At 57.6% G+C, this 26029-nt stretch carries 34 protein-coding genes; 26 read left to right on the forward strand and 8 right to left on the reverse strand.

Annotated elements, in window-relative coordinates:
- Position 1 precedes the first annotated feature (1 nt).
- From HBN61_RS07290 to HBN61_RS07320, 8 genes are all read right to left on the reverse strand, one after another.
- The gene (locus tag HBN61_RS07290; protein WP_169907524.1) at positions 2 to 808 is read right to left on the reverse strand and encodes a PD-(D/E)XK nuclease family protein; all 807 of its coding nucleotides are present in this window, start codon (positions 806 to 808) and stop codon (positions 2 to 4) included.
- Entirely contained in the window at positions 805 to 1323 is a 519-nt protein-coding gene (locus HBN61_RS07295) for a zinc-finger-containing protein (protein ID WP_169907522.1), read from the reverse strand. Before HBN61_RS07295 ends, HBN61_RS07290 begins: the two co-directional genes overlap by 4 nt.
- Positions 1324 to 1446: 123 nt before the next feature.
- Positions 1447 to 1581 (reverse strand): hypothetical protein, encoded by a 135-nt coding sequence (locus HBN61_RS22600; protein ID WP_262498731.1) that lies wholly within the window; start codon positions 1579 to 1581, stop codon positions 1447 to 1449.
- Entirely contained in the window at positions 1578 to 1790 is a 213-nt protein-coding gene (locus HBN61_RS07300) for a hypothetical protein (protein ID WP_170046440.1), read from the reverse strand. The genes HBN61_RS22600 and HBN61_RS07300 overlap by 4 nt, the downstream gene beginning before the upstream one ends.
- Positions 1787 to 2074, reverse strand: a complete 288-nt coding sequence (locus tag HBN61_RS07305) for a hypothetical protein (protein WP_170046441.1) — start codon at positions 2072 to 2074, stop codon at positions 1787 to 1789. Before HBN61_RS07305 ends, HBN61_RS07300 begins: the two co-directional genes overlap by 4 nt.
- 70 nt (positions 2075 to 2144) lie before the next feature.
- Positions 2145 to 2348: a hypothetical protein gene (locus HBN61_RS07310; RefSeq protein WP_170046442.1), complete on the reverse strand. Its 204-nt coding sequence runs from the start codon at positions 2346 to 2348 to the stop codon at positions 2145 to 2147.
- A gap of 396 nt (positions 2349 to 2744) precedes the next feature.
- Positions 2745 to 3197, reverse strand: a complete 453-nt coding sequence (locus tag HBN61_RS07315) for a hypothetical protein (RefSeq protein ID WP_047277580.1) — start codon at positions 3195 to 3197, stop codon at positions 2745 to 2747.
- A gap of 1 nt (position 3198) precedes the next feature.
- On the reverse strand, positions 3199 to 3915 hold the full coding sequence (locus HBN61_RS07320) for an XRE family transcriptional regulator (protein ID WP_169862613.1): 717 nt from the start codon (positions 3913 to 3915) through the stop codon (positions 3199 to 3201).
- 89 nt (positions 3916 to 4004) lie between these two features.
- Between HBN61_RS07320 and HBN61_RS07325 the strand changes: the two genes are divergently transcribed.
- The 26 genes from HBN61_RS07325 to HBN61_RS07450 all read left to right on the forward strand — a co-directional run bounded on the left by HBN61_RS07325 (position 4005) and on the right by HBN61_RS07450 (position 25991).
- Positions 4005 to 4190 (forward strand): Cro/CI family transcriptional regulator, encoded by a 186-nt coding sequence (locus HBN61_RS07325; RefSeq protein ID WP_170046443.1) that lies wholly within the window; start codon positions 4005 to 4007, stop codon positions 4188 to 4190.
- 2 nt (positions 4191 to 4192) lie between these two features.
- The gene (locus HBN61_RS07330) at positions 4193 to 4504 is read left to right on the forward strand and encodes a helix-turn-helix domain-containing protein (protein ID WP_047277575.1); all 312 of its coding nucleotides are present in this window, start codon (positions 4193 to 4195) and stop codon (positions 4502 to 4504) included.
- A 2-nt stretch (positions 4505 to 4506) separates the two neighbouring features.
- Positions 4507 to 5271, forward strand: a complete 765-nt coding sequence (locus tag HBN61_RS07335; RefSeq protein ID WP_170046444.1) for a DUF1376 domain-containing protein — start codon at positions 4507 to 4509, stop codon at positions 5269 to 5271.
- Positions 5198 to 5917, forward strand: a complete 720-nt coding sequence (locus tag HBN61_RS07340) for a replication protein P (protein ID WP_170046445.1) — start codon at positions 5198 to 5200, stop codon at positions 5915 to 5917. The genes HBN61_RS07335 and HBN61_RS07340 overlap by 74 nt, the downstream gene beginning before the upstream one ends.
- Entirely contained in the window at positions 5910 to 6344 is a 435-nt protein-coding gene (locus tag HBN61_RS07345) for a RusA family crossover junction endodeoxyribonuclease (RefSeq protein WP_170046446.1), read from the forward strand. Before HBN61_RS07340 ends, HBN61_RS07345 begins: the two co-directional genes overlap by 8 nt.
- Before the next feature lie 40 nt (positions 6345 to 6384).
- The gene (locus HBN61_RS07350; RefSeq protein WP_170046447.1) at positions 6385 to 6987 is read left to right on the forward strand and encodes a hypothetical protein; all 603 of its coding nucleotides are present in this window, start codon (positions 6385 to 6387) and stop codon (positions 6985 to 6987) included.
- A gap of 158 nt (positions 6988 to 7145) precedes the next feature.
- The gene (locus HBN61_RS07355) at positions 7146 to 7427 is read left to right on the forward strand and encodes a holin (protein WP_257016859.1); all 282 of its coding nucleotides are present in this window, start codon (positions 7146 to 7148) and stop codon (positions 7425 to 7427) included.
- Complete coding sequence (locus HBN61_RS07360) at positions 7424 to 7936, forward strand: glycoside hydrolase family protein (protein WP_097192789.1); 513 nt, start codon at positions 7424 to 7426, stop codon at positions 7934 to 7936. The genes HBN61_RS07355 and HBN61_RS07360 overlap by 4 nt, the downstream gene beginning before the upstream one ends.
- Positions 7933 to 8196, forward strand: coding sequence for a hypothetical protein (locus HBN61_RS07365; protein ID WP_170046448.1), 264 nt, complete (start codon positions 7933 to 7935; stop codon positions 8194 to 8196). The genes HBN61_RS07360 and HBN61_RS07365 overlap by 4 nt, the downstream gene beginning before the upstream one ends.
- Positions 8193 to 8651 carry a lysis system i-spanin subunit Rz gene (locus HBN61_RS07370; protein WP_170046449.1) on the forward strand — a complete coding sequence of 153 codons (459 nt, stop codon included), beginning with the start codon at positions 8193 to 8195 and terminating at the stop codon, positions 8649 to 8651. The genes HBN61_RS07365 and HBN61_RS07370 overlap by 4 nt, the downstream gene beginning before the upstream one ends.
- A 13-nt stretch (positions 8652 to 8664) precedes the next feature.
- Positions 8665 to 9198 (forward strand): terminase small subunit, encoded by a 534-nt coding sequence (locus tag HBN61_RS07375; RefSeq protein ID WP_170046450.1) that lies wholly within the window; start codon positions 8665 to 8667, stop codon positions 9196 to 9198.
- Positions 9176 to 10681: a terminase gene (locus HBN61_RS07380; protein WP_170046451.1), complete on the forward strand. Its 1506-nt coding sequence runs from the start codon at positions 9176 to 9178 to the stop codon at positions 10679 to 10681. Before HBN61_RS07375 ends, HBN61_RS07380 begins: the two co-directional genes overlap by 23 nt.
- A gap of 5 nt (positions 10682 to 10686) precedes the next feature.
- Positions 10687 to 10998 (forward strand): hypothetical protein, encoded by a 312-nt coding sequence (locus HBN61_RS07385; RefSeq protein ID WP_139056685.1) that lies wholly within the window; start codon positions 10687 to 10689, stop codon positions 10996 to 10998.
- A 1-nt stretch (position 10999) separates the two neighbouring features.
- Positions 11000 to 12694 carry a portal protein gene (locus HBN61_RS07390; RefSeq protein WP_170046452.1) on the forward strand — a complete coding sequence of 565 codons (1695 nt, stop codon included), beginning with the start codon at positions 11000 to 11002 and terminating at the stop codon, positions 12692 to 12694.
- The gene (locus HBN61_RS07395) at positions 12694 to 12993 is read left to right on the forward strand and encodes a Bbp19 family protein (protein WP_047277554.1); all 300 of its coding nucleotides are present in this window, start codon (positions 12694 to 12696) and stop codon (positions 12991 to 12993) included. Before HBN61_RS07390 ends, HBN61_RS07395 begins: the two co-directional genes overlap by 1 nt.
- Positions 12990 to 13706, forward strand: coding sequence for a hypothetical protein (locus HBN61_RS07400; protein WP_052893301.1), 717 nt, complete (start codon positions 12990 to 12992; stop codon positions 13704 to 13706). The genes HBN61_RS07395 and HBN61_RS07400 overlap by 4 nt, the downstream gene beginning before the upstream one ends.
- Before the next feature lie 29 nt (positions 13707 to 13735).
- The gene (locus HBN61_RS07405; protein ID WP_097192780.1) at positions 13736 to 14731 is read left to right on the forward strand and encodes a major capsid protein; all 996 of its coding nucleotides are present in this window, start codon (positions 13736 to 13738) and stop codon (positions 14729 to 14731) included.
- A 36-nt stretch (positions 14732 to 14767) separates the two neighbouring features.
- Positions 14768 to 15160 carry a Bbp16 family capsid cement protein gene (locus tag HBN61_RS07410; RefSeq protein WP_047277550.1) on the forward strand — a complete coding sequence of 131 codons (393 nt, stop codon included), beginning with the start codon at positions 14768 to 14770 and terminating at the stop codon, positions 15158 to 15160.
- Positions 15153 to 15563 carry a hypothetical protein gene (locus tag HBN61_RS07415; RefSeq protein WP_047277548.1) on the forward strand — a complete coding sequence of 137 codons (411 nt, stop codon included), beginning with the start codon at positions 15153 to 15155 and terminating at the stop codon, positions 15561 to 15563. The genes HBN61_RS07410 and HBN61_RS07415 overlap by 8 nt, the downstream gene beginning before the upstream one ends.
- A gap of 58 nt (positions 15564 to 15621) precedes the next feature.
- Positions 15622 to 16221: a phage connector family protein gene (locus HBN61_RS07420; protein ID WP_097192777.1), complete on the forward strand. Its 600-nt coding sequence runs from the start codon at positions 15622 to 15624 to the stop codon at positions 16219 to 16221.
- Complete coding sequence (locus HBN61_RS07425; protein ID WP_169862581.1) at positions 16218 to 18560, forward strand: phage tail protein; 2343 nt, start codon at positions 16218 to 16220, stop codon at positions 18558 to 18560. The genes HBN61_RS07420 and HBN61_RS07425 overlap by 4 nt, the downstream gene beginning before the upstream one ends.
- On the forward strand, positions 18547 to 19014 hold the full coding sequence (locus HBN61_RS07430) for a hypothetical protein (RefSeq protein WP_170046453.1): 468 nt from the start codon (positions 18547 to 18549) through the stop codon (positions 19012 to 19014). Before HBN61_RS07425 ends, HBN61_RS07430 begins: the two co-directional genes overlap by 14 nt.
- An 11-nt stretch (positions 19015 to 19025) precedes the next feature.
- The gene (locus tag HBN61_RS07435; protein ID WP_139056684.1) at positions 19026 to 19487 is read left to right on the forward strand and encodes a hypothetical protein; all 462 of its coding nucleotides are present in this window, start codon (positions 19026 to 19028) and stop codon (positions 19485 to 19487) included.
- Complete coding sequence (locus HBN61_RS07440; protein WP_170046454.1) at positions 19487 to 21526, forward strand: hypothetical protein; 2040 nt, start codon at positions 19487 to 19489, stop codon at positions 21524 to 21526. The genes HBN61_RS07435 and HBN61_RS07440 overlap by 1 nt, the downstream gene beginning before the upstream one ends.
- Entirely contained in the window at positions 21523 to 23439 is a 1917-nt protein-coding gene (locus HBN61_RS07445; protein WP_170046455.1) for a hypothetical protein, read from the forward strand. Before HBN61_RS07440 ends, HBN61_RS07445 begins: the two co-directional genes overlap by 4 nt.
- Complete coding sequence (locus HBN61_RS07450) at positions 23439 to 25991, forward strand: hypothetical protein (protein ID WP_097192771.1); 2553 nt, start codon at positions 23439 to 23441, stop codon at positions 25989 to 25991. Before HBN61_RS07445 ends, HBN61_RS07450 begins: the two co-directional genes overlap by 1 nt.
- Positions 25992 to 26029 lie beyond the last annotated feature (38 nt).

The raw sequence follows: 26029 nt of genomic DNA on the forward strand, positions 1-26029 counted from the left end.
TTTACTCGTGATAAGGGCAGGTAGACCAGCGCGTGCAGTACTTGGCGCTGCATGTGAAGCTCTGCGGGTTAGGAGGGAATAAACCGGTGCGTAGCATTTCTGCGCCGATCTGGATCAGGCCGGGGAATTCTTCGGTACCGACCATCATTTGCTTAGCACCGCGTATTTCGCCGATGCCCGCCTCAGCTTTGCCTTTGGTTTTAAGGCCGATGATGTGGGCGGGTGCGGTGATGGGTTCGCCGGTGGTGTGCTCGTACAGGATTTCGTAGGTGCCAATCTGCGGGGCGTGGCCTTTGGTTTTTGCCACGCCCTGCGAAACCGAGGCGCCGCCTGTCTTCACGTCAGCAATGCCGACGCCGGTACCGGTTTTGCAGATCCGCGCCCGGTCGAGCTGTCCGGTTAGCCGGATGACCACGCCGCCACCGCAATCAATCTCCAGCGGCTTAGTGGTCAGCTCAACAGCCTGGAACTCATAGCGCGGACTGATTTCGTTGCAGTACATCGTGTGCAACGTCAGCCCCGTGGCCTCGGCTTGGTTAAGGGTGATATCCGAGCCGCGCCAGTCGACGTCATAGTCAGGATTGCGCAATGATTCAATGAACAGCTCGGCGGTGTCGAAAGCGCTAAGCCCGGCGCCGTTGACGCGCGAGGCATCAAAGGCCGCGGTGCTGGCGTGGATCGCGGTACCGAGCAAAGCGCGCGGGCTACTGGCCGACTTCATGCCCAGCAGGTGAACGCCTTCCCATTGATAACCGCAGTTGAACAGCGAACCCCACGACGAGGCGCGCACAGAGATTACGTTGCTCATGCTCGTCTCCGAGCCTTGGAAAAGGCTGTTGCCATGTTTGTACTGGCTTCCAAGTCGTCGACACAGATCACTGCGGCCCTCCCGCAGTCCTTCTGTTCAAACCAACCGAAGTGGCATTGGTCGATAGGTATCCCCATCTTTCCGGCCAGCCACTGATAAGCCAGAGTGCGAGACATTCCCCGCTGCTTGCTCACTCGGAAGAACAGGTCTTTGCTGAGGTTTCTGTCTTTGCGCAGCGCGGCGTTGGCAAGTGTGCCTAGCGGTATGTCAGTGTCCGGGTGTAGCCCAACGTATGAATCGCAAGAAAAGCACAGGTACATATAGGGCCAGTCGCCGTACTCGCGGTTGTAAATGACACTGTTATTCACCAGCTTCACTTCGCCAGAGCAGTAGCGGCAGTGGGTTGGTGCCGGTAGTGGGTTTTTTACGCGTTTAAGTGCGCGGCGGCTGACGTGAGGCAGCGGCGCAGGCGCAGCAATATGCTCGGGGGCGTTCGCCCGAGGATCGATCGGCATAGTGGTTTACCTACTGAGTGATTCGATCAGCGAAGGCGCTGAGCAGCATCAGAACGGTGAAGATGGCAAGGGCAGGGAATGAGCCGCGCCACAAGAGATAGCGGCGCTGGCGTTGGCGGTTGGTCATGACACCCTCGCAATCAACATGCCGCGCCGAACCTCAATGCGAATCGGGCGGGGCAGATCAGCGACCAAAGAAAAGCCCAGGCGGTACAGGGCTTGGATAAGTGTTTTTCGGTTGGTGGCGATGATGGTCATGACGTTCTTCCTTCCCGGCGCTCATAGGCGCGCCGCAGACGTTCGGTGTAATGACTGTCTTCTTTGTCGGTGATGACACCCAAGGAGCGGAAAATCAGAGTCGCCGTATTGGCTGACGCCCTGACTGCGATAGCGCTGCACTGCGGGTCGATCATGCTTTCGATATATCCGTCGAGCATGCCGATTGCGATGTCATGATTGCTTCTCATGCTGCCCACCGTTGCTGGCGCGTGCGGCTGTCGATCTGGCGCAAAAGCTCGGCCTCGATCTGGTGCTCGTAAAGCTGACTGGCTTGGTAGCACTCGTAAGCACTGGCATCCATCCGCACGCCGTCGGCGTCGTAGGTAATACCCGAAACAACAACGAACTCCAGTTCGCGGCTGCCCTGAAAATCCCAATCACTGGCCCAGCTGTTTAGGTTTGGCGGGACGTTCTCGCAGCTCGTAACCTCCACCTGGAGGACGAACCCTTCAACAATCACTTCGTAAGTCATGCTCGCCTCCAAGGTGGCGGTGGTTGTTTTCCCACTGCCACTGATCCAGTGGCAGAAGTGAAAAGGCCCGTCATGCAGGCACCCGGCAAACATCCCGATCAATAACCGTGATTGAGCCCCGATCGGTGATCGCCACACGGCCTGTATGGCCGGGGAGACCAGGCCAGCCCGGATGCGTTTTGAACTCGATGATTTTCCCGGTGCGACCATTCAGGCCGATGTACAACAGGTCGCCGACTTTGATTTTGCTGCCGAGTTTGGTGGTGCTGTTCATGTTGTGTTCCCTGGTTGGTTGTTTTCCCAATGCACCCGGTCGTCCAGGTGCATCAGTGAAAAATTCCTGTGTTTCCTTCTCTCCAGCCGCGACTCTGTCCGCTGGAAAACTGATTCGGTGCTTTGCGCTGCACACCCAGGGCAGTTGCCACCCCTCTGAACCGTTGAGGCCGGTTCATCGCTTGCCTTTGAATCTGAGCCGGTATTGATCCGGCAGTGGTGATGCACTGGAGCTAAAGAGCGGTGGCTTTCGCCGGGTTTCGTTGTGTTCCGTAGAAGCACAAGCGAACTTGTACTTATAAAAGCATGCTGGTGTTTCATATGCAAGTATTCTTGTGTTGATTTTTTCAGGACGAAAAAAAACCCGCTCGGGGCGGGCATCTTTTTTCAGTGCGGTTTATTTGACTGCGAGGCAGTCTTTACTACTGATTTCAAACCGAGAAATCTCGGTCCCGTTTTCACGCGTGTACACATACACATGGGACATGCCCATTGATAGGGCCGAGGGTTTCTTCGATTTTTGTTTGTCGCATATTTGCTTTGAAATTACCGATTTCAAGCGAGAAAAGCTGAAGTTTGACGCATACGAATCAAAGTCTTTCAGTGAATAGAAAGTAACAAGCTTGCTGCCGCTGACTGCTTCAGCCCTAACAAGCGTAGTGACGTCATCAAGCTTTTTAGGAGCCTGAGCATTCAGTTGTGAGGCGGCTTCTGTGACTATCTTGGCAAGGTTTTCTTGCTTATTGGGCTTGAGCAGCTCGCTTCCAATCTCTTTACCAATAGTTCCGGCGATGCTCGCAACGATCAAAAACAAAGCCCAATAAATCCCCTTTTTCATTTTTTGCCACATATCACAGCTTCCTTGCGTTCCAAGCCATTAAGACGCGAGCGTGAATAATCAAACCGTCGAGCTCAATCCCTTTGATGTCATAAGGTGGGAAGGTTTCATTGTCTGAGATCATCCGGATCATCTTTGGCAGCCGCTGCAAGCGCTTGATGTAGAGCATGTCATCCAGGGTGAACACGTAAACGCCGTCTACCTCGACGGTATTTACCCCCGTGTCAATGATCAGCGGATCGCCACTGGCGAACGTTGCTCCCATGCTTTCGCCAAAGCCCGTAATTACGGACAAATTCGACGGGTGCGTGTAGGCAACGCCTTGTTCGCGTAGATATTCGGTTCTCACGGTTATATTCCTGACCGTTTCGATGTAAGCCCTGGGTGCAACCTTCCCTGGCCCCATTGAACCCACCACATCGTATTGAGGGATGATTAGCTCGTCGTCTTTAGGCTTACGCGTAAAGTCGCCGGTGAGCACGTTACTCGTGGCATGTCTTTTTGGTGGATCGCCGGTACCGACAAGCAGCCAATCGACAGTCGTGTCGAACCCTTCCGCAATCGCCAGAAGGTTTTCGTTTTTGATGTTGCCGGTATCGCCAGCAAACCATTGGCGGACAGCTTCGTAACTGATTCCGCAGGTATTGGATATTTGGCGTTTTACGCCTCGCACGCCCGTATCCGGCTTTCGAGCCAACACAAGCTGCGTGATTCGATCTGTGATGTTCATAGCGCCAATCTACAAGTTAGCTTGCCCAGCATGCTTGCTTATTGACTACAAGCATGCTTGTATATGAACCACAAGCATTGGAGGTGCCTATGAATCGTCAGACAGCTATCGATTATTTTTGCTCCATTCCCAAGCTGGCGAGCGCTCTCAAAATCACCTATGAGGCCGTTCGACAGTGGGGGAATGAAGTCCCTAAGTTGCGTCAGTACCAGTTGGAAAAAATCACCAATGGTGAGCTCAAGGCAGACGACGAAACGTCTGAGTCGGCGGCTTGAGCATGTCGACGAACTCATTAGGCCAAGAAGGCGATGAAACCGCACGAGAGACAGAAACCCTGATCTTGCAGCGGGTTTTGTCTGTGGGTCAGAAAGAGATAGCGCGTGAAACCGGGTTGAGTGAGTCGACCGTTTCACGCTGGAACGATGGCGAGTATGCAAGATGGGCCCAGGTGCTTTCGTTCCTAGGCCTGCGTGTCGTTCCACAATCAGCAATCGTCGTGACGCCTGCATATCTGCACTCACTTGAAACCCTGGCTGAGATTGGGTTGAAGGCAGAGAAGAAGCGTCCCGGCCCGCTGGGGTGGGATTGATAATGGCCGCGCTCCCATACATTCAGCTATACGTTGCCGATTACCTGGCCGACACCATGCACCTCACCACTGAGGAGCACGGTGCGTACTTGTTGCTGATTTTTAACTATTGGCAGACAGGCAAGCCAATCCCGAAGGCCCGACTGGCCCGTATTGCGCGGCTTCCGAACGACCGTTGGATTTCCGTTGAAGCTTCGTTGAACGAGTTTTTCAACGACAACGGTAACGAGTGGGAGCACAAGCGCATTGAGGCAGACCTTGATGCTGTTCACTCGGCACAGAGTCAGCGCTCGGCAGCCGGAAAGGCCTCAGCGGAGGCAAGAAAGAACAAAAAGCCAACGGAAAAGCAACGGAAAAGCAACGCCCGTTCAACGCCCGATGAAATTCCGTTGAACGAGAACCCAACGAATATAGATACAGATACAGATACAGATACAGATATACACACACATACCGCGCAGACGAAATTTTCGCTTCACGACGCTTGGGAGCCAGACGCCAAGACGTTCACCGCTGTCCTGCACCGCAACGGTATGGCCAACCAAACCTTCCACGCTGATCAACTTCTTGAATTCCGCTCGTACTGGATCAGTCGCCCCGACGACTTGAAAACCCAGGCGCAGTGGGAGCACGCGCTAGCCCAGCAACTGAAACGCCAATACCGAACCCAGCAAGCCAACGAGGGACACACCCATGAAACCGGTGGACGAACTGCTCAACGCCGCACGCGTAACGCTCACGACATCCTCACCGACACCGACTGGTGAGCTAGCCGCCGAAAACGTCACACCGCTTGAGCAGCAAGCCCGTCGAGCCGTGCGGCGTATATTCGCAACCCTGAAAACCGCTTTCCCTGCGTGGTATGAAAAACACTACGGAGATGCAAAGGCCGAGCAATTGGCCCGCCGCGTGTGGATGACTGTGGTTAAGGATTTGGATGACAGCACCGTAAACGCTGGCCTGCAACGCATGGTTCTGGAGTGCAAATTTCCACCCTCGCCAAGCGATTTTATGGATCTGTGCAAGTCGGCTAGCGACCTGCCATGCGAGGCCCAAGCTTGGGACGAAGCGTTGCGGGGGGTTTACAGCCACAAGGCCGTCAAGATCGCAGCCGAAGCCACCAGCACGTTCGACCTCAAGTCAGCCACACACAACGACAAAGCCCTGCGCCAACGCTTCGAACGCAATTACGCAATCGTTGTGCGCCGTGCGCAGACCGGCCAGCCGCTGGAAGGGCGTATCGCTCACGGCATTGGCCACGACAGCACTCGGCCGCGTGAACAGGTCCAGTTGGAGTACTCGCGCAAGGAAGCCGAAGCGCTGGTCATGGCGCAGGGTATTCCAGCCAACCCACAATCCGCCAGGGCGATGCTGCTGGCAAAGCTTGGTATTCGGAGAGAAACGCATGTCTGATCTCAAACCTGTTTCGTTCGTGGTACCAGGCGAGCCACAAGGCAAGGGCAGAGCGCGCATCGGCAAGGTGGGTAACTTTGCCCGCATGTACACACCATCCAAAACCGTGGCCTACGAGGGACTTGTTGCTCTTGCTGCGCAGGAGGTGATGCAAGGCCGCGACTTGATCGAAGGTCCGGTAATGATCGAGCTGCGTATTGTCCACGGCGTGCCTCAATCCAAGTCGAAAAAATGGAAGGCACTGGCTCTGCAGGGGAAGGAGCCCTGCACGAAAAAGCCGGACGCAGACAATGTGCTCAAAGCTGTCTGTGATGCCCTCAACGGCGTTGTGTTCAAGGATGACGTGCAGGTTACGGACGGATCGTTTAAACGGCGCTGGGGCGATACGCCGGGCGTTCACGTACGCATTGTGCCGCTGTGCCAGTGATTGAACAGACCTACGCAGAACTACGCAGCATGGGGGAAGTATGAAGTTGAACAGTGCTCGTAGGGCTTGGCATGACTGCGCTTACATCCAGTCTCGGGGCGGCCTGTCTTCGCTTGAGCAACGTTGCCTCCTGGGTACCGCTGTGCAGACCACTGAACGCGGAGTAACCGCAGATCACTCGGTTCATTCAACGCTGGCGGGCTGGATTCAATCGGCAATAGCAAAGCTTCATCCGCAGGTGCGTGTGTTTGGTGAGTTTATGTATTCGCCGCACATCACCCGTGAGCTGACCGAGGACATACGCGAGGCTGCCGAGGAAGTGGTTTTCGGTATGGCTCTGTCAAAGTCGGCACGCATGACCAAAGCCAAGCGGGAGAAGGCGGTGTATGTCGTTGCTGGCGTGCTGTATCGGTACCAGTACATGCACCAGGGCGGACAGTCCGCGAATCCTGACCCGCTGGCGAAGCCGGAGACGTTCCGGGCTTGGCTGTTTGACCGGCATCGAGTGCGCATTGAGTCGTGCAACTGGGAGCGTGACTGGGAGGTTTTTGTGCGGAACTGTTTCAACTGCTGTGAGGACTTGGACAGGATGGCGCTGAGCCCGGTAGCGGTGATTATTTATCAGATGAAAGAGGCCGCTTGACCTTCCCGTGCGGCTGGGGCAGACTTTTTCCCACTTTCCGTACTTCGCCCAGAGCAAGTACAGACCAGAAACCCGGCCACTGAGTCGGGTTTTTTGTGTTCAAAAATCATCTTAAAGCCCTGCCATCGCGCAGGGCTTTTTCGTTTCTGGAGGCCCCCATGAAAGCCTCGGTCAGGAGTTCACACAAAATGGCAAACCCGGCGCCAGAAGGGATTATCGAGGCGGTGGGCGTCTCCGTTGCCAACAAGGGCATGATCGTTGGTGGCGCTGCTGGTTTTGCCGGCTGGCTGTCCCAGGTTAATTGGATTGGTATGTCTGGCGTCGTGGTTGCGGTGCTGGGCCTGATCATCAGCACGTACTTCCAAGTGCGCCGTGATCGTCGGGAGGACGCCGAAAGCGCCGCCCGCATCCAGGCCCTGCGCGACCAGTGTCAGCGATGAGTCAATCACGCAACCGCATTGCCGTAGGGCTGCTGACCATGAGCCTTGCGGGTTTTGGTGCGTGGAAGGCCAGCGAGGGCTACACCGATACCGCCGTCATCCCGACCAAGGGCGACGTGCCCACCATAGGCCACGGCTCGACACGCTACGAAGATGGCCGGCCAGTCCGCATTGGCGACACCATCACCCCGGCCCGTGCCGAAGTCCTGGCCCGCAACCTGAACAGTCAGGCCGAGAAGCAGTTCGCAGCATCACTGCCGGGCGTAAAGCTGCATCAAGCCGAGTTCGATCTGTACATGGACTTCACCGGGCAGTACGGCATTGGCAACTGGCGTGCGTCCTCGATGCGCCGCGACCTGCTCGCAGGCAACTACGCCCAGGCCTGCAACGACCTTCTCAAGTATCGCTATGCCGCTGGTTTCGACTGCTCCACTCAGGGCAACAGGCGATGCTGGGGCGTCTGGACTCGCCAACTTGAACGCAACGCCAAGTGCAGGGCCGCCCAATGAAATACCGCAAGCAACCCGAACTCGTCGACGCCATCCAGTGGACTGGCTCCAACTTGGACGATGTGACCGTTTTCTGTGGTGCGCTGGTGTCGTCTGGTGGCTTTGGCTTCACCGACCGCCAGAACGGCCAAGTGGTGATGAACACAGCAGCAGGCACACAACGCGCTGAGCCGGGCGAGTGGATCGTCAAGGGAGCTGACGGTTCGTTCAAGGCGGTTAAGCCCGAGGCCTTCGGCGTTACCTACGAGATTGCAGAATGAATCGCTACCTGCTCTATGCGCTGGCCGCTTGTGCGGTGGCGATTGTGTACGGCTGGAGCCACATCAAGGAACAGGCCAAGGATCTGGCCATTGCGACGGATCGCATCACCACACTGAACGCTGCCGCCGAGTCCCGGCGCAACACTCAGAAGCTGTTGGCGCAGATCGACACCGAACACACAAAGGCCCTGACAGATGCTCAAGCCCAAAACGCTGCCCTTCTTGCTCGTATCGGTGCTGGCGCTCAGCGGCTGTCAGTTCCAGCCCGCTGCCCAGCAGTGGGAGCCACCGGCGCCACCACCGGCCTGGATGATGCAGAAGCGAGAGCCGAACTTGACCCAGCGGCTGCTCAAAGAATTGTCGCCATCCCCAACGATGGAGACGACGCCATCAGGGCACTAACAGCGTTGCAGGATTGGGTAACCACCGCGTGCCTGGGCGCCACCAACCAATAAGGGGCAGTGACATATGGCCCTCACCGCAAAGCAACAACGATTCATCGTGGAGTACTTAATTGACCTGAACGCCGCACAGGCTGCGATCCGGGCAGGGTATGCCGTAAAGGGCGCCAAGGATCAGGCGTACCAGCTCATGCTGCGGCCTGAAATCCTTGCCGCGATCAATGAGGCAAAGGAAGCCCGCAATCAGCGCACGCAGGTGGATGCGGACTACGTGCTCAACCGCCTGACTGAGATTGATCAGATGGATCTGCTCGACATTCTGGACGACGACATGTCGATCAAGCCTCTTTCAAAGTGGCCCAAAGTCTGGCGCCAATCGTTGTCTGGGTTCGATATCGCCGAGATGTTCGAAGGAGTCGGCAAGGAGCGAGACCTGGTCGGCCTGATGAAAAAAATCAAATGGCCGGACAAGGTCAAGAACCTTGAGCTGCTCGGCAAGCACGTAAATGTGAACGCCTTCCGCGAGCAGGTGGCTGTTGACGTCACCCTCTCTCTTTCCCAGCGGATGGCCAAAGCACGTGAACGCACACGCTCAGATTGATCTTGAACAGCAACTGGTCGAGGACATTCTTTCGTTTGCGCATGACCCGCTGGGTTATGTCTGGTACGCCTTCCCATGGGGCGAACCCGGCACCGAGCTGGCAAACAAATCAGGCCCTCGACCTTGGCAGGTGGAGGTTCTCGACTCGATAGGCAAGAAACTCAGGGCTGGCGCCAAGGACCTGGGCGAAGTCATTCACGAGGCTGTGGCCAGTGGTCACGGTATCGGCAAATCGGCACTGGTGTCTTGGATCATCAAGTGGGCGGTTGATACTGGTGTCGATACGCGTGGCGTGGTTACGGCCAACACGGAAACGCAATTGCGTACCAAGACGTGGCCAGAGGTCGCGAAGTGGAACCGACTTTCCATCACGTCCCATTGGTTTCGACTGACGGCTACTGCCCTGATCAGTACCGATCCAGAGCACGAAAAGAACTGGCGAATCGACGCCGTGCCCTGGTCTGAGAGCAATACCGAGGCGTTCGCTGGTCTGCACAACGAAGGCAAACGCCTTCTTCTGATCTTTGATGAAGCCTCAGCTATTGCCGATCTGGTGTGGGAGGTGGCAGAAGGTGCTCTCACCGATGAAAACACCGAAATCATTTGGGCAGCTTTCGGCAACCCGACCAAAACAACGGGGCGTTTCCGCGAGTGTTTCACCCGATATAAGCACCGCTGGAGCCACCGGCAGGTTGACAGCCGAACAGTTGAAGGCACCAACAAAACTCAAATCGCCAAGTGGGAAGCGGACTACGGGGAAGACAGTGACTTCTTTCGAATTCGTGTTCGCGGCATGTTCCCGAGGGCTTCTGAATTGCAACTGATCCCAACTGACTGGGTTGCCGAAGCAATGCGGCGTGACCCTGTGTACGGCATGGATGACGCGTTGATATGCGGAATCGACATTGCGCGAGGCGGAGCGGACAACAACGTGATTCGCTTTCGCCGCGGGCTCGACTCTCGGTCAATACCTGCAATCAAAATTCCGGGCAGTGAAACCCGCGACACCACGCTGTTTATCGCCAAGGTCTGCACCGTTGTGCAGGAACAGCGCCCGGATGCTGTGTTTGTGGATTCGACAGGCGTTGGTGGGCCGGTGGCCGACCAGCTGCGCCGGTTGATGCCGGCCGTGGTGATCATCGACGTTAACTTCGCCAGTGCGGCGCCTGATCGGCATTACGCCAACATGCGCACCTATATGTGGTGGTTGATGCGTGAAGGATTGCGAGCTGGCCTGGCTATTGATCTGTCAACGGAGCTTGAGGCCGAGCTTACTTCGCCGCAGTACACGCATAACGGTAGCGACCAGATCGCACTGGAAAAGAAAGACGCTATCAAGAAACGTTTGGGCATCTCTCCCGACGATGGTGACGCCCTTGCGCTGACCTACGCCATGCCGGTGATGAAAAGCCAATATCGCAATTACGGCGGTGGCGGAGCCCACAACGGTCTCGAATCTGACTACGACCCCTATGCGGAGTAATGAACATGTGTGGCAGCGCACTTGGAAAAATCATCAAACCCCTGCACAAGATCAGTGACCCGCTGGACCTGTTTAAAAAGGCAGGTTTGCCCACGTCGCTGGACTTGATTGCAGATGACAAGCCCGCTCCGGCGGCTGCTGCAACGGGCAGTGCCGAAGCCGCACCTACAACCGCAAGCGATTCGGTTCAGGCGGCAGTGGAGGCTGAGCGCAAGCGCCGTCTCGCTCAGTCCGGTCAGGGCAGCACCATCTTGACGGGTGCGTCTGGCGTGCTTGGCTCAGCCAACACCAGCCAGAAAACTCTGTTGGGGGTGTAAGTTGGCCGACTCCCTGCGTTCTCAGCTCGATAAGCGGCTGGCGCGGCTCAAAAGTGAACGCGACAGTAACTGGCTGCCTGAATGGCGCGAACTCAGTGACTTCATCATGCCTCGGGCTGGTCGCTTCAATACCTCGGACGTGAACCAAGGCAAGCGCCGCGACAAGAAGATCATCAACCCACGTGCCTCGTTTGCGGCTCGCACCCTGGCTGCTGGTATGCACAGCGGCATGACCAGCCCGGCGTCACCGTGGTTCAAGCTGGGCACCCCTGACCCCGGCCTGATGCAGTTTGGCCCGGTCAAGGAATGGCTTTACGCGGTCGAGAAGGCCATGCGTGAGGTTATGGCCCGGTCAAACCTCTACAACGTCCTGCCCACCGTGTACGGCGAAGAAGGTGTTTTCGGTACCGCAGCTATGGCGGCGCTGCCGGATGAGCGCGATACGGTGCGTTTTTACCCGTTCACGGTTGGCAGCTACATGATCGCCAACAGCGACCGGGGGCAGGTCGACACGCTGTACCGTGAGTTCCGCATGACGGCTCGGCAGATGGAACAGCAGTTCGGCAAGGCGGCAATGAGCACCACCGCCCAAGGCTTGCTCAATTCCAACTCCGAAGCGTGGATTGATATCTGCCATGCGACCGAGCCGAACGACCAGCGTGAATCAGGCCGCAAAGACAACCAGAACATGAGCTATCGCTCTGTCTACTGGGAGAAGGGCGGCGACAGCGACAAGGTGCTGCGTCAGTCTGGCTTTCAGGAATTCCCGGTCATGGCGCCGCGCTGGGATGTTCTCGGCGAAGATGTTTACGGCACCGGGCCAGGCTCTATGTGCATTGGCTCTAGCAAGGCCTTGCAACTGATGGAGCGGCGCAAGGCTGAGATGATCGAGAAGGGTGTCCGTCCGCCAATGGGCGCACCCACCAGCCTCCAAAATCAGCGCGCGTCAATCTTGCCGGGCAGCATCACCTACCTCAATGACATGCAGGTAGGGGCCAAGTTTGCGCCTCTGTATGAGGTTGATCCGGGTTGGATCAGTCAGTTGCGTGGCGAGATTGCCGCAGAGGAACAGATTGCCGACAGCGCGTTCTTCGTCGATTTGTTCCTGATGATCAGCCAAATGGACAGCGTCCGGACGGCCTACGAAATCGCCACTCGCAAGGAAGAAAAGATGCTTATGCTCGGGCCTGTGCTTGAGCGCCAGAATGATGACCTGCTTGACCCGTGTGTTGACCAGGTGTTCCACCTGATGGTTGAGCAGTCGTTGCCGCGATGGATGGGGTTGTTGCCCGGTAACCCATTGCTGCCACCGCCGCCCAAAGAGCTGGGAGGGCTGGATCTGCGTATTGAATACACCAGCATTCTGGCGCAGGCCCAGCGGGCTATTGAAGGCTCCAGTATCGAGCGTGCCATTGGCTTCGCGGGCACTGTGGCCAACATCAAGCAAGATCCCTCATCACTTGACCTGCTCGACACCGACAACGCCCTGCGCGAGTACTTCAAGGCCGTCAGTGTGCCACCCACCCTGGTGCGCTCCGATGATGCGGTTAATGCGATTCGCCAGCAACGCGAGCAAGCCAATCAGCAGGCGCAGATCGAACAACAGATGGGCACGGCCATTCAGGGCGCGCAACTGCTGAGCCAGACCGACACAGGCAGCAATAACGCGCTCACTCAGTTAGCAGGGGCGATGTGATGGACGACGAACAGGAAAAGCCCACAGAGCAGGAGCTACAGAACATAGCTGACTTCCGTTGGCTGATGAGTGATCACCGGGGGCGCCGCTTCATGTGGCGAACGATGGGGCGGCTCCGGCTGTTCCAGTCCTCAATTGGGCCCACGGATGCCGTGACCAATTACAACGAAGGCCAGCGCAATGCTGGCCTTTTTCTTTTGAGCCAGATCAATGAGCTGTGCCCAGCGATGTACGCCGTCATGGCGTCCGAGAACGCCCCGCAGCCGCTTGAAGATCAACCTTTGGAGACTGATGAATGAACCGTTTTATGAAGTTGATGGGCTTTGTGCTGATGAATGAGGCGGTCGGCGATGGCGCTGGTGGCCCTGCTGCTGCACCCGCTCCGGCAGCGCCTGCGGCGGGTACCACTGAAACTACCGTGCTGACCCCGACCGCTCCCGCAACTGCACCAGCGGCGGGCGCGACAGAAACCAAAACCCCCGAGCAGATTCAGCAAGAAGCTGATGCAGCGGCCGCAACCAAGAAAGAGGCTGATGCCGCCAAGCCCACAGGAGCGCCGGAGGCCTACACGGACTTCACCCTGCCCGAAGGCATCGACATGGACGTGGGCACTCTGGACGCCTTCAAGGGGCTGGCCAAGGAATTGAACATTCCGCAGGAAGCGGCGCAAAAGCTCATCGACCTGCAAACCACTCTGGTGGCCAAGCAGGCCGACGCGTACCAGCAGGCCGTTGTGGCGCAAGGGCAGAAGTGGGCCGCCGAGGTCAAGAACGACCCTGAGTTAGGCGGAGAGAACTACGACAAGAGTGTGGCCAGCGCAATCAAGGTCATTCAGTCCTTTGGCGACCCAGCCCTCACCGAACTGCTCAACGACTCCGGGCTGGGCAATCACCCGGCGTTGTTCAAGTTTTGCCACCGCATCAGTGCGGCTATCTCGGAAGACAAGTTCGTCATGCCGGGCAGCCAAAGCAACGCCCCCAAAGAAATGAGCATTGTTGAAGCCTTCAGCTAAGGCATTCATAAACCGTAGGAGAGACACAGATGGGCATTTTGACTTCAACCATGCCAACGCTGATTGATAAATTCAGTCGCGAAGACAGCTCGAAAAAGGTCATGAAGATCGTTGAGCTGATGGCAAAGCGAAACGACATCCTCATGGATGCTGAGTATCAGGAGTGCAACGACGGCTCCAAGCATAAGACCACCATGCGTTCGGGCATTCCTGAGCCCACATGGCGGATGTTCAACCAAGGCATTCAGCCAAGCAAATCCCAAACCGTACCGGTGCTTGATACCACCGGCATGATGGAAGATTACGGTTTGGTCGATAAGGCGCTGGCGGACCTCAGCGGCAATGCCGATGCTTTCCGTACCTCTGAAAACATGGCCAAGCTGCAAGGTTTCAACAACAAAGCGGCTCGCTACATGATCTACGGCAACACCCAGTCAGAACCGCAGGCGTTCCTTGGTCTTGCGCCACGCTACAACGACAAGAGCGCCGAATCTGGCGCCAACATCGTTGATGCGGGCGGTACCGGATCGACCAACACCTCAATCTGGTTCGTTACCTGGGGCGAGATGACCACCCACCTGCTGTATCCGAAAGGCTCTGTTGCTGGTTTCCAGCATAAGTTCCTCGGCCAGCAAACTGCCCGCGCCGAAAACGGTGGCGACTTTGAGGCCTACCGCGACCACTTCAAGTGGGACATTGGCATGTCGGTACGTGACTGGCGTGCTAACGCCCGTATCGCGAACATCGACGTCACCGCGCTCACCCGTGACGGCGCTACCGGCGCGAACATTATCGACCTGATGATTGATGCAATGTACCGCATCGACAATCCGGAGCAGGGCGAGGGTCGCACGGTCATTTACGCCAACCGCACCATTCAGTCCTGGCTGCACAAACAGGCCATGAACTCTAAAAACGTGAACCTCACTATCGGTGAATACGCCGGTAAGAAGATTCCAGAGTTCTTGGGCATCCCGATCAAGCGCATTGACGCCATCCTTAACACCGAAGCCCGCGTAGTCTAACGACTGCGTGGTTTTCCCCATTCCGGAGAGACCACCATGCTTTTTGACGCAAAGCTGCTCATGTCGAACGCCCAGGCGATCACAGCCTCGGCGGCATCGACAGATATCATTGATCGCGGCGACAGCAAGGACGTGGGCCGCGCTGGTGATATCCCGCTGGTGATTCAGGTTGTTGAATCGTTCAACACCCTGACCAACCTCACCATCGATCTGCAAACCGATGACAGCTCAGGCTTCGGCACTGCTCGGTCGCTGTATCAGATCGTTGTGCCGTTGGCAGATCTAAAACTCGGTTATCAGACGCCTGTCATCACCTTGCCGCAGAAGACAAAACGCTATCTGCGCGTTAATTACACCGTGACCGGCACCGCCCCAACGGCGGGCAAGATCACTGCCGGCGTGGTTGCTGGAGTGCAGACCAATGTCTAAGCCTTATGAAGTACTGGAGCGATCATTTATCAATGGTCGCCTCTACGAGCCAGGCGAGCACGTCACCCTCGAAATTGATAGTCCGGGCGGCAACCTCAAGTTGGTGGGGGCTGCTCGCGCCGCCGCTCCGATCAACGCCCAGACCCTGGCGTCACCTCAAATTGGCTACGCCTCAGCTCGTACAGGTGGTGGCAAGTTCGTGGTCAAGGACGCCGCCGGTAACGTGGCTGGCAGTTTCATGGGTTCAAAGGCAGAGGCTGACACCGAAGCTGATCGCTTGAATGCAGGTGGCGAGCCGATCAACGCCCAGACCCCGGCGTCAGAAGGCCCAATTGTTCCGCCGAGCACTGAAAGCGGCGCGCCCGCAGACGGCAATAGCACTGGTAATCTGCCAGACGCTTAACCCCACAGTTACACCTCTAAGGCCCTTCGGGGCCTTTTCTCATTCTTGAGGTTCCCGAATGTCCAGCGACGTCGAGATATGCAACATCGCCTTGTCGCGCGTTGCTTACACCCAGCCGATTGTTTCATTCACCGAGCGAAGCAAAGCGGCCGAATTGTGCCGCGTCTTCTACTCGTCGCTGCGTGAGCAGGTGTTACAGGCGTTCCCTTGGCCCTTCGCGGAATCGATTGTTGCACTGGCTGACATTGGTAGCCAGGCGCCGGGGTGGGCGTTCCGCTACCGATACCCGGCCGACTGCTTGAAGGTGCGCAACATTGTGCAACCCGGGTGGCGCCGTGCATTACGCAGTGACCAGCAAATCCCGTTCCTGATTGGTTATGACCCCGGCGGCCGCGTGATTCACACCGACCAACCCGAAGCTGTATGCCGCTTCACATTTAAGGTCGAAGACTCCACGTTCTTTGATCCGCAGTTTGCTGACGCGCTGGCTTGGCGGCTGGCGATGGAGCTGGCGTTGCCGCTCAGCTCCAAGCCGGACTTGCAGCAGTTTGCAGCCCAGCAGTACAGACAGGCTCTCACCATCGCTGAGGGTTCCGCTTTCCAAGAGTCTCAGGACGATCCAGAGCCTGAATCTGAATTCATTACGGTGCGCTCATGAGCAGTGTCCTCCAGCCTACGTTTGCGGCGGGTGAGCTGTCGCCATCCGCCAGTGCACGTACCGATATCGCCCGTTACTACACCGGCCTCAAGCTCTGCCGTAACTTTATGGTCATGCCTTACGGCGGTGTGCGTAACCGCCCAGGCACTGAGTTTGTGTGCGAGGTCAAGGATTCGACCAAGCGTTGCCGGCTGATCCCGTTTCAGTTCAACGATGTACAGACGTACGTGCTGGCATTTGGCGACCTGAACATGCGGGTGATCAAGGACGGCGGACAGGTGCTGGCCAGCGCAGGGCCAAAGATGGGGCAACCCTTTGAACTGGCATTGCCCTACACACAGGCCGATCTGGATCAACTGAACTACACGCAGTCGGCGGACGTGATGACGTTCGCCCATCCAGGCTACAAGCCTCGTGAGTTAAGTCGGTTGGCCCACGACAACTGGACAACCGCCGAAATAAGCTTGGCGCCACGCATTGTGGCGCCAGCAACCGCAACGGCGGTTAGTGCTGGTGGTGCTGGGGTTAAGCAAACATGGCGCTATCAGGTGACGGCCGTGCTGGATGACGGAAACACCCTGGATGAATCGTTGCCTGTCACCTCGAACAGCATCGAGAGCTTTGCGGACACAGCCGCGGGCACGATCACCTGGGCGGCTGTTGCAGGGGCCACTTACTACATCATTTATAAAGACAATGCTGGCGCCGGGATCTACGGCTTTATCGGTCGCGCGGCAGGCACCACGTTCACCGACCAAAATATCACGGCGGTTAAGACTGACACTCCGCCTAACGGCAACGATCCGTTTGTGGGCGAGGGTAACTACCCAGGTGCCGTTGGCTATTACCAGCAGCGCCTGGTGTTTGCCGGTAGCAATCTGAACCCGCAAACGGTGTGGATGAGCAAAACCGGACTGTTCAAAAACTTCGGCTTCTCAATCCCGAACAAGGACGACGACGCAATCACCTTCACCATTGCCAGCCGCGAGGTGAACCGTATGCGTCACCTGCTGGGCCTGCGCAAGCTACTCGGTTTGACGTCGGGCGGCGAGTGGACCTTCTCCGGTGCCGACACGGGGCTTACCGCCAAAACCATTCAGGCGAGTCAGGAAGGGTATGACGGTTCTGCATTGGTGCCGCCCGTGGTGGTGGGCAACAGCGCCGTGTACGTGCAGGCGCGTGGTAATCGGGTGTCATCGTTTGGTTATTCGCTGGATGCTGATGGCTTCGCGGCTGACGATCTGACCATTTTCAGCGCGCATCTTTTCCGTGGGCGCGAGCTGACCAATGTGGCGTACCAGAAGATCCCTGACTCGATTGTCTGGTACGTCCGCGATGACGGCATTTTGCTGGGCCTGACCTACAACCCCAAGCAACAGCTTGTCGGTTGGCACTGGCATGACACGGACGGCTTTGTTGAATCCATTGCCTGCATTCCAGAGGGGCAAGAAGACGCGCTTTATATGGTGGTACGCCGCACCATAAAGGGTGTGGTAAAGCGCTACATCGAGCGCATGGCCAGCCGCCAGATCAAGTCGATTGAAGATGCGTTCTTTGTCGATTCCGGTCTGACCTATGACGGTCGCAACGCCGATACCACTAAAGCCATGACACTGGCCGGTGGTGATAACTGGCAGTTTCCCGAGGTCGTAGCCCTGAACGCCGTGGGGCATGAGCCTTTTACCGCCAAAAGCGTGGGGGTTGAATACTCACTCAGCGCCGCCGTCATCGACGAAAACGGAGACGACAGCACCGACATTGTGCGCGTTGAGGTGGTCGAGTTTCACAGCGCCAACCATGTCAGCGTCAAATTGTTGGTCATCTGCCCTGAATCGTTACGCAACATGCCCAGATCGACGTGGGCTCGGCAGGTTCAAACCCTCAAAGGTTTGGACCACCTTGAAGGCAAGACGGTTTCTATCCTGGCTGACGGCAGCGTCCATCCCCGGCGGGAAGTGGTGAACGGGGCAATTACCCTGCAAGAGCCTGCGGGGATTGTGCACGCAGGGTTGCAGTATTTTTCCGACATGGAAACCCTCGACCTTGAGCTGAAAAACGCCAACGAAACCGTGCTCGACAAGAAGATTGCCGTCACCTCGTTGACGGTGTTGGTTGAAGAGTCTCGGGGGATTTTTGCCGGTACCGACAAGGCTCATTTGTACGAAAACAAGTTCGAACGTGAGACCTACGAGCAGCCTATCGACCTGCTGACGGGGCGCGCTGAAATCCCAATTTCCAACAAGTGGGAAGGTAACGGTCGGATCTTTATCCGTCAGGCAGATCCGCTGCCGCTGTCGGTGCTGGCTGTGATTCCGGAGGTGACCATTGGCGGGCGCTGAGGTTTTACCGGTATCGGTCGAAGAAGTGCCGGCCATTGCCAGCATCGTGCGCCAGGCGGACATAGACGAAATCACCGAAGCGTTAGGCATCCCTATGGGTCAAGCGCTTTACGAAGCCCTGCGCGGCAGTCTTAACGTCAAAAAAATCGTAGTCGGTGGGCAAGTTGTCGCGGTCTTTGGGGATGCGGTGCACAGCCTGCTTGGTTCGGTTGGCGTGCCCTGGCTTATCAGTACGGTGCACGTTGAGCGTCATGCTCGCGCATTTCTTAAGATCTGCAAGCCAGAGGTACAGGCCATGCTGACCCGCCATAAGCACCTGCTCAACTACGTCGATGTGCGCAACACCGTGGCCATTCGCTGGCTTAAGTGGCTCGGTTTCGAGTTTGGCCCAGCAGTTCCATACGGTCCCCGACGCTTCCTGTTTCACCCCTTTACCCTGAATCGAGAGAGCTGATTATGTGCTGGATGGCATTAATTCCGGCTGCGATCGCCATTGGCGGCAGCCTGCTGCAAGCGAAGGGCCAGACTGAGGATGCTTCGTATCAGGCCGGTCTTATGAAACAAAACGCCGACTTCAAAAACCGAACCGCCGACGAGACCATCAATGCCGGGGATACCGCTGCGGACTGGCAGCGTGTGAAGGCGGGCCAAGCCATCGGCACCCAGCGCAGTGTGCAGGCCGCCAATGGAATCGATGTGAACAGCGGCAGTTCGGCACAGCTCCAGGACGACACCGCCATGCTCGGCGAGCTGGACGCCCTGACCATCCAGAACAACGCCGCGCGTGAGGCCTACGGTTACCGCGTTCAGGCGCAGCAGGACATTAGCAACGCTGGCCAGACTGTCCGCAACGGCAAGACAGCGGCTACGGGGTCCATACTTGGCGGTCTGGGCAAGGCCTTTGGCTCATACGCAGGAGGCAAGTAATGGCGCGCGTCCCGACGTACGACAGCCCGCAGGTGCAGCAACAGGTCACCCGCCCGGTTCAGTTGCAGGGCGTTGCACCTGATACCACCTCGATTGTTCGCGGCCTTGAGAGCTTTGAGCGCGGTGCTCAGATTCTGGCGGATAAGCAGCGGGCTGAAACCAACGCCGCCGTGCTTCAGGGGGCGGCAACCAAGCTGGGCGATTACCAGAACAATGATCTGTTTAACCCTGAATCCGGGGTGTATGCCACCAAGGGCGGCGCAGCCATTGGCATTGCCCAGACTCGGCTTGAGGCGTTCGACAAGCAGGCTGTTGAGATCCGAAACAGCTTGAGTACTGACGAGCAGCGCATTAAGTGGGACGCGTACTCAGCAGGCCAGCGCCAGAGCTATTCCGGCAACCTGCAAAAGTACGAATTTAAGGAAATAGATCAGTACAAGTCGGATCAGGCAAAGGGCTTTCTTTCGACCGCGAGCCAATCTGCAGTACTCAACTATCAGAACCCCGAGCAAATCAACCGCTCACTGACCCAGATAGATGCGGTTTTGTCTTCTGAAGGTCAGCGCAATGGCGTGGCCCCTGAGCTGCTTGAAGCGCAGAAGCTCAAAGTCAAAAGTTCGATCTATGCCGACGTGCTTCAGCGTCAAGCCACAGATGATCCCTTTGTTGCGCAAAAACGGCTCAAGGAATACCAGGGATCAATGAGCGCTGATGACTTGGTGCGCGTTGGCGGGATGATCGAAACCAAGATTGACCGCATTCAACAGAAAGCCGAGATGGCCCAGTTACGGGCTGAGGCCAAAGCTGAGCGCACCCTGAGCAAGATCGATGCTCAGATATCCAGCGGCATCCCGGCCACTCCTGAAATGTGGAACACCTGGGCAAGCAGTGTTCGGGGCACTCCGGCGCAGGCTGAGTTCAATCAGCGTGTCACTCAGGAGGTTGAGACGCAGAAGGTGTTGCGTCTGCCCATCGATCAGCAGGTGTCGTTAATCAATGAGAAAACCGCCGAGCTTCAGCAGAAGGGTGGCACCGTGGCGGACGCTGCCAATCTAAACAGGCTGGCGCGCGCCGTGGACTCATCCGCAAAAATGATGAACAACGCGCCGCTCGATTATTTCCGGCAACGTCTTGGCGGGGATGTGCAACCGCTCGACCTGAACTCGGATGATGCCCCCACGATTCTCGGGGACCGTCTGGCGGCCATTCAGGGAATGCAGCAGAAGTTCGGCGCCACTGTGGCCATGAAACCTTTGCTGCCACAAGAGGCCAGGCAAATCAGTGCCCAGCTTGAGGGCATGTCGCCTGACGATCAAAGCAATCTGTTTGCTCGGTTGCACGCGGGGCTGGGCGATGACAAAGCCTATGCAGGCGCCATGCAGCAGATAGCACCTGACTCGCCCGTGCGGGCCCTGACCGGCTTGATTGCGGGCAAACAGCGCAGCATGACGCTGCAAAAGAAATGGTTCTCCCCAAATGTTGAAACGACGTCCGGCGACGTGGCCAAGACCATGATGGTGGGTGAAAGCATCCTGAACCGTTCGAAAATCCAGAAAGGTGAAGACGGATCGCCGAAAAGCTTCCCGCTTCCCAAGCAAGCCGATTTTCAGACCGCTTTCAGCAGCGCAATGGGCGATGTATTTGCTGGGCAGCCGCAGGCTTATGAACTGGCCATGCAGGCCACAAAGGCTTATTACACGGGGGCGGCGGCGCAGCGGGGTGATATTTCCGGGGAGGTAAACAGCCGCCAAATGAAAGATGCAATCAAGGCGTCAGTAGGTGAGGTGGTGGACTTCAACGGCACCAGCACCTTGGCGCCGTGGGGGATGGCCGGAGACAAGTTCGAACAGGTCGCTCGCGACCAACTGGTCAATACCATGAAAGCTCAAGGCATGTCGGACCAGGATCAGGCCTTGGCCAGCGCCTTCAGCCTGCGCCAGTACAAGGATGGCGTGTACTACGTTATGCAGGGCCAACAGTTCAAATATGGCGCCGATGGCAAACCCCTGATGATCAATGTGAATGAGGCGAACCAATGAGCTTTGTCGGTGATTTGGCGTTCAATGATCAGCGGGCATTGGAGCAGGAGGCAGCACAGAATCCCGCGACTACATCCCCGGAGCCCGGCTTCTGGGATGGCGGGCTTGATGCGGTGGGCAGCGGGCTTGCGCGTGGTTCCTTTGAGACGGCTGGTTCGATCCAGGCTGGCTTTAACAATCTGTGGATAGCTGGCCTCGACACGGCAGCAAGCATTCTTTTGCCGGAACCGCGTAATGGGGGCGAACCAAATGTGACTGAGTCGGAGCGAACGTTTCGAGAAGATCAGTCCGCAGCAAACGCAGCGCTCATCACCAGCTTGCGCCCATCGGCTGAAACGTCCGGTTTGGCAGCGCAGATCATTAGCGAGGTCTCGGCTGTTATTCCTCGTACGGTGGGCGGATTCGTAGCGGCTGGCCCAATAGGTGGAGCCATAGCGGCCGGTGGTCCAGCCGGATACAGCGGTGAGATCGTCGCAGAATCAGAGGGCATCGATCCGGGCACCGCAAGGGTAAAAGGCTTGATTGACGCTGCCACCTACAGCATTGGTGCAGTGCTGCCCGCCGCCCGCATCATGAAGTCAGTGCTGCCTGACCTCGCCGCGACCACGGCGGCCAACGTTGGGCTGGGGGTTGCCTCTCGCGGCGGAACGGCTGCATTGCTTGAGGCGAATGGCTATACCCAACAGGCCCAACAGTACAGGGCATTGGACGGCACGGGCATTATGGTTGATGCGGTATTGGGTGCGGCGTTCTGGGGAGTCGGTCGTGGGTTTCGGCCCGCTGCTGCTGATGTTGACGCAGGTCTGGCTGCTAACAATGGCCTGCACCATCAAAACGGTACTGCACCTGGAACTCCCACCGATCCCCGTTCGAGCGTTGCACACCAGAACGCCCTGGATCAGGCCATTGCCCAGCTCGGTCGTGGCGAACCGGTTAATGTCGGAGCGCTGATGGATGGCGCCACTTTTATACGCAGTGACCGGATTGGGCCTGAAAAGCAGTTCTTGCGAAAGCAGGCCGAACAAGAAGTGTTCTCCACGGCACGGGCTGAGCTTGAGCCTATAGCGGCAGCGGGGCTTCCCAACGTCAAAGATCTGCGCACTGAGCTGGATAGCTTGAAGCGCAGTCTTGACGGGCTCGACGCGACGTATCGTGATACTGCAAAGAGCTTTCAACGCCAAGGCATGACACGAAAGCAAGCGGAGCGGGCGACACGCGACAGCGTCGCCGAACAGCGCCAGGCGGCCCAATCCCGATCGGATGAAATTGAGTTGTCTCTGGCTGGCAACCGTGCCGCTGAACGTGCTGGTGCTGAACTTGCCCAGATCAGCCGCGGCGAAATCCCAGCTCGCCTTGAACCGCACGTGCAGCAGCGCGCCGAAGAAATGGAAAGTGGTTTCCGGCGAAGTGCGCTTGCCCGTGGTGTCTCACCCGATCACGGTGCGGCGCTGATGAAGCTGGCGGGCAAAGAACTTGAAACCCTTCTTCGTCAGGCCCGGCATACGGTCGAAGAGCCAACGGTACGGGTTAGCGATGAAGAAGCGACCGCTCCTGCTCCAGCTCGAAGTACGAGCCCGGAGCCACTTGTCGATGGTGCCGCATCGGCGCGCCCCGATGCTTCGCCTCTACCTGAGCAGGCCGCAGCCACGCCAAGTGAGTATGCGCCGGTACCGGAATCTATCGCCGACCCTCTGGCAAACATAGATCAAGCGTTACCTGATTTGATGAATTCAATCTTGTCAGGTGAACGCGACGTGCAAATCCCCACAGGCCTGATCAATGAAGACGGTTCCGTTGCGACCCTATCTGCGCGCGACTTGTTGAATCGGGCAGATGCTGATATCGCGCGAGCCAAAAATGACTCCAAAGGCTTTCTTGCTGCCGCCGTGTGCGCGCTGAGGTTCGGGAACTGATGAAAAAGGAATGCATAAAGGCCGTCCAGGCAGCCATTGGCCGCAGCCTGACGCAGCCCGAAATAAAAGATATTGAGGCGCGCATCGCTCGCAATATGCGTCAAAGCGCTCAGGCTAATCCTGCTGCATGGCAATCGCTCACAGCAGCGGATCGGTTGACGCAAGCCGCGCAAAACGCAGCGCGCGAATTGCAAGCCGAGGCAGCAAAGAACAAGCAACGCACGGCTCTGACCATTCTGGCCCATGACCGCGTGTCCAATCTGATGAAGCAGTTTCCGGACGATCCGTTGAAGGCCTTGGATCGCATGCTGGCGTTTGCGTCTGACGGTTCGGGAGTTTTCTCAATTGAGTCCGCCGCCAACGGTATCCGCTCTGAGGCTATGTCCAGCATGCTGGACGCCATCGACCTGACACGCGGCCGAATGCTGGGTCTGTTTGCCAATCGTGAGGGCACCACCGCAATGGTGCGCGAACTGCACGGGCAAGACAGTGGCGTGCCAGAAGCAAAGGTTGCAGCCAAACAATTCCATGATGTGTCCGAACGCCTGCGTGATCGCTTCAACCGTGCCGGTGGGGATGTTGGGCGCCTTGACGACTGGTCGATACCGCGTAGCCATTCACAGGTGAAGGTGGCCAGAAACAAGGACGGTTGGGTTGCGGACCATGTGCAGTGGGCCAACCGGTCAAAGTATTTCAAAGAAGACGGTTCGCGCATGTCCGATGCCGAGCTTCATGACTTCTTTGAGCATGCATGGCAGACCGTGGCGACGGGCGGCGTAAACAAGATCGAACCGGGCCGGGTGACAGGCGGGGGGATGCGTGCAAACCGTGGCAGTGAGTCCCGCCAGATCCACTATAAGGATGCAGATGCTTATCTGGCGGCTCAGGACAAGTACGGTGATCGCAACCTAATGGATCTGATGTTTGGCCACATTGACCGTGCTGCGCGGGACATTGCGCTGGTCGAGACCCTGGGTCCTAATCCGAACAACGCCATGAAGTATTTCGCTGAAACCGGACTTAAGGACGCACTGACCGCGAACCCGGGGCGTAAAAGCAAGTTGGATCGGCAAGCAAGGCGACTGCAAAACCTCTACACCGAAGTGGCCGGCACGCGCGAACCTCCCGCCTCGGCAGCGATTGCAAACGCATTTGACACCTACAGGGCCACCAACGTGGCGGGCAAGCTGGGCTCGGCTGTTATCACAGGCCTTAGCGATCAGGGCACCATGGCTTTGACTGCCAAGATAAATGGCATGCCTGTGATGCAAATGTTCGCCAACGAGGCGCGCATGCTCAATCCGGCCGACCCAACTCATCGGCGCATTGCCATGCGGGCCGGGCTTGGTATCGATCAGTTGATTGGGAGCCTGGGTCGCTGGGGAACAGATGGGCTTGGGGTCGATGCAGAGGTGGCGGGGCGCGCGTCTAAATGGTCGCAGACCGCAGCCACCAAAGTGTTACAGGCGTCGGGGATGAACGCTTTAGACGGCGGCAACCGGCGCGCCTTCGGTGCGGTGATGATGGACACCCTCGGCCACCTGACCCGCAATGCTGACTCTCTGGCCAAGCTTGAAGCGGGTGACCGTAGCCGCATGGAGCGGGCCGGGATCAGCGAACAGGATTGGGCGGTTTGGCGTGCTGCTCAGCCGGAAGATTGGCGCGGCGCCGGGGATACGGTGCTGACGGCAGGCAGTGTTTACCGCCTGACAGATGCAGACCTTGCGGCGGTGTCGGCCAAGTTCGGTGTTTCCGGTGATCGTCTGCGCGATCAGGCGGCCACCCGTTTGCTTGGCACCGTGCTGGACGAAACGGCCATGGCCATTCCTGCACCAGGTGCGCGGGAACGCGCCTTCATGCATGGCAACAACAAGCGGGGGGAGTGGGGCGGCGAGATCATGCGCAGCTTCTGGCAGTTCAAATCCTTCTCGGTTTCCATGATCTCCAAGCACTTTCGGCGCGCCCTGGCTCAGCAAACAGGGTGGGGCAAGGCCGGATACATGGCCTCGTTATTCGCCAGCACTACGGTGTTGGGTGCCGTTGCACTCCAGCTCAACGAGATAGCCAGCGGTCGAGACCCTAAAAACATGCTGGACGACGGGCTGGGCGGCGTGCCCGGCTTGCGCTTCGGCGTGGCTGCAATGCTGAAAGGTGGCGCGCTATCACTCTACGGAGACTTCCTGTTTTCCAATACCACCCAAGGCGGCACGTCTGCCTTGGCTGCATTCGGCGGGCCGCTGGCGGGCGATGTGGAGGCGCTGTTCAACTTGAGAGGGCAGACAGCGAGTGCCGTTGAGAAGGAAGATGCCTCGACGGTAGGGGCAAGCCTGATTCGCCTGACCAAAGGCCACATCCCGGGCGCCAACCTTTGGTACACCAAAGCAGCCACTGACCACCTGATCTTTCACCAGATGCAGGAGTACTTCTCGCCCGGCTACCTCAGCCGGATGCAGCGCCGCGCCCAGCGCGAGTTCGGACAAAGCTACTGGTGGGAGCCTGGAGAGTTCACACCAGACCGCGCGCCAGACCTTGGCGCCGCCCTCGATAACTGAATAGCCCCCCCAATGACCGGAGCCCGCCATGTGCGGGT

The sequence above is a fragment of the Pseudomonas sp. WS 5071 genome, from assembly GCF_012985765.1.
GTDB lineage: Bacteria > Pseudomonadota > Gammaproteobacteria > Pseudomonadales > Pseudomonadaceae > Aquipseudomonas > Aquipseudomonas lundensis_A.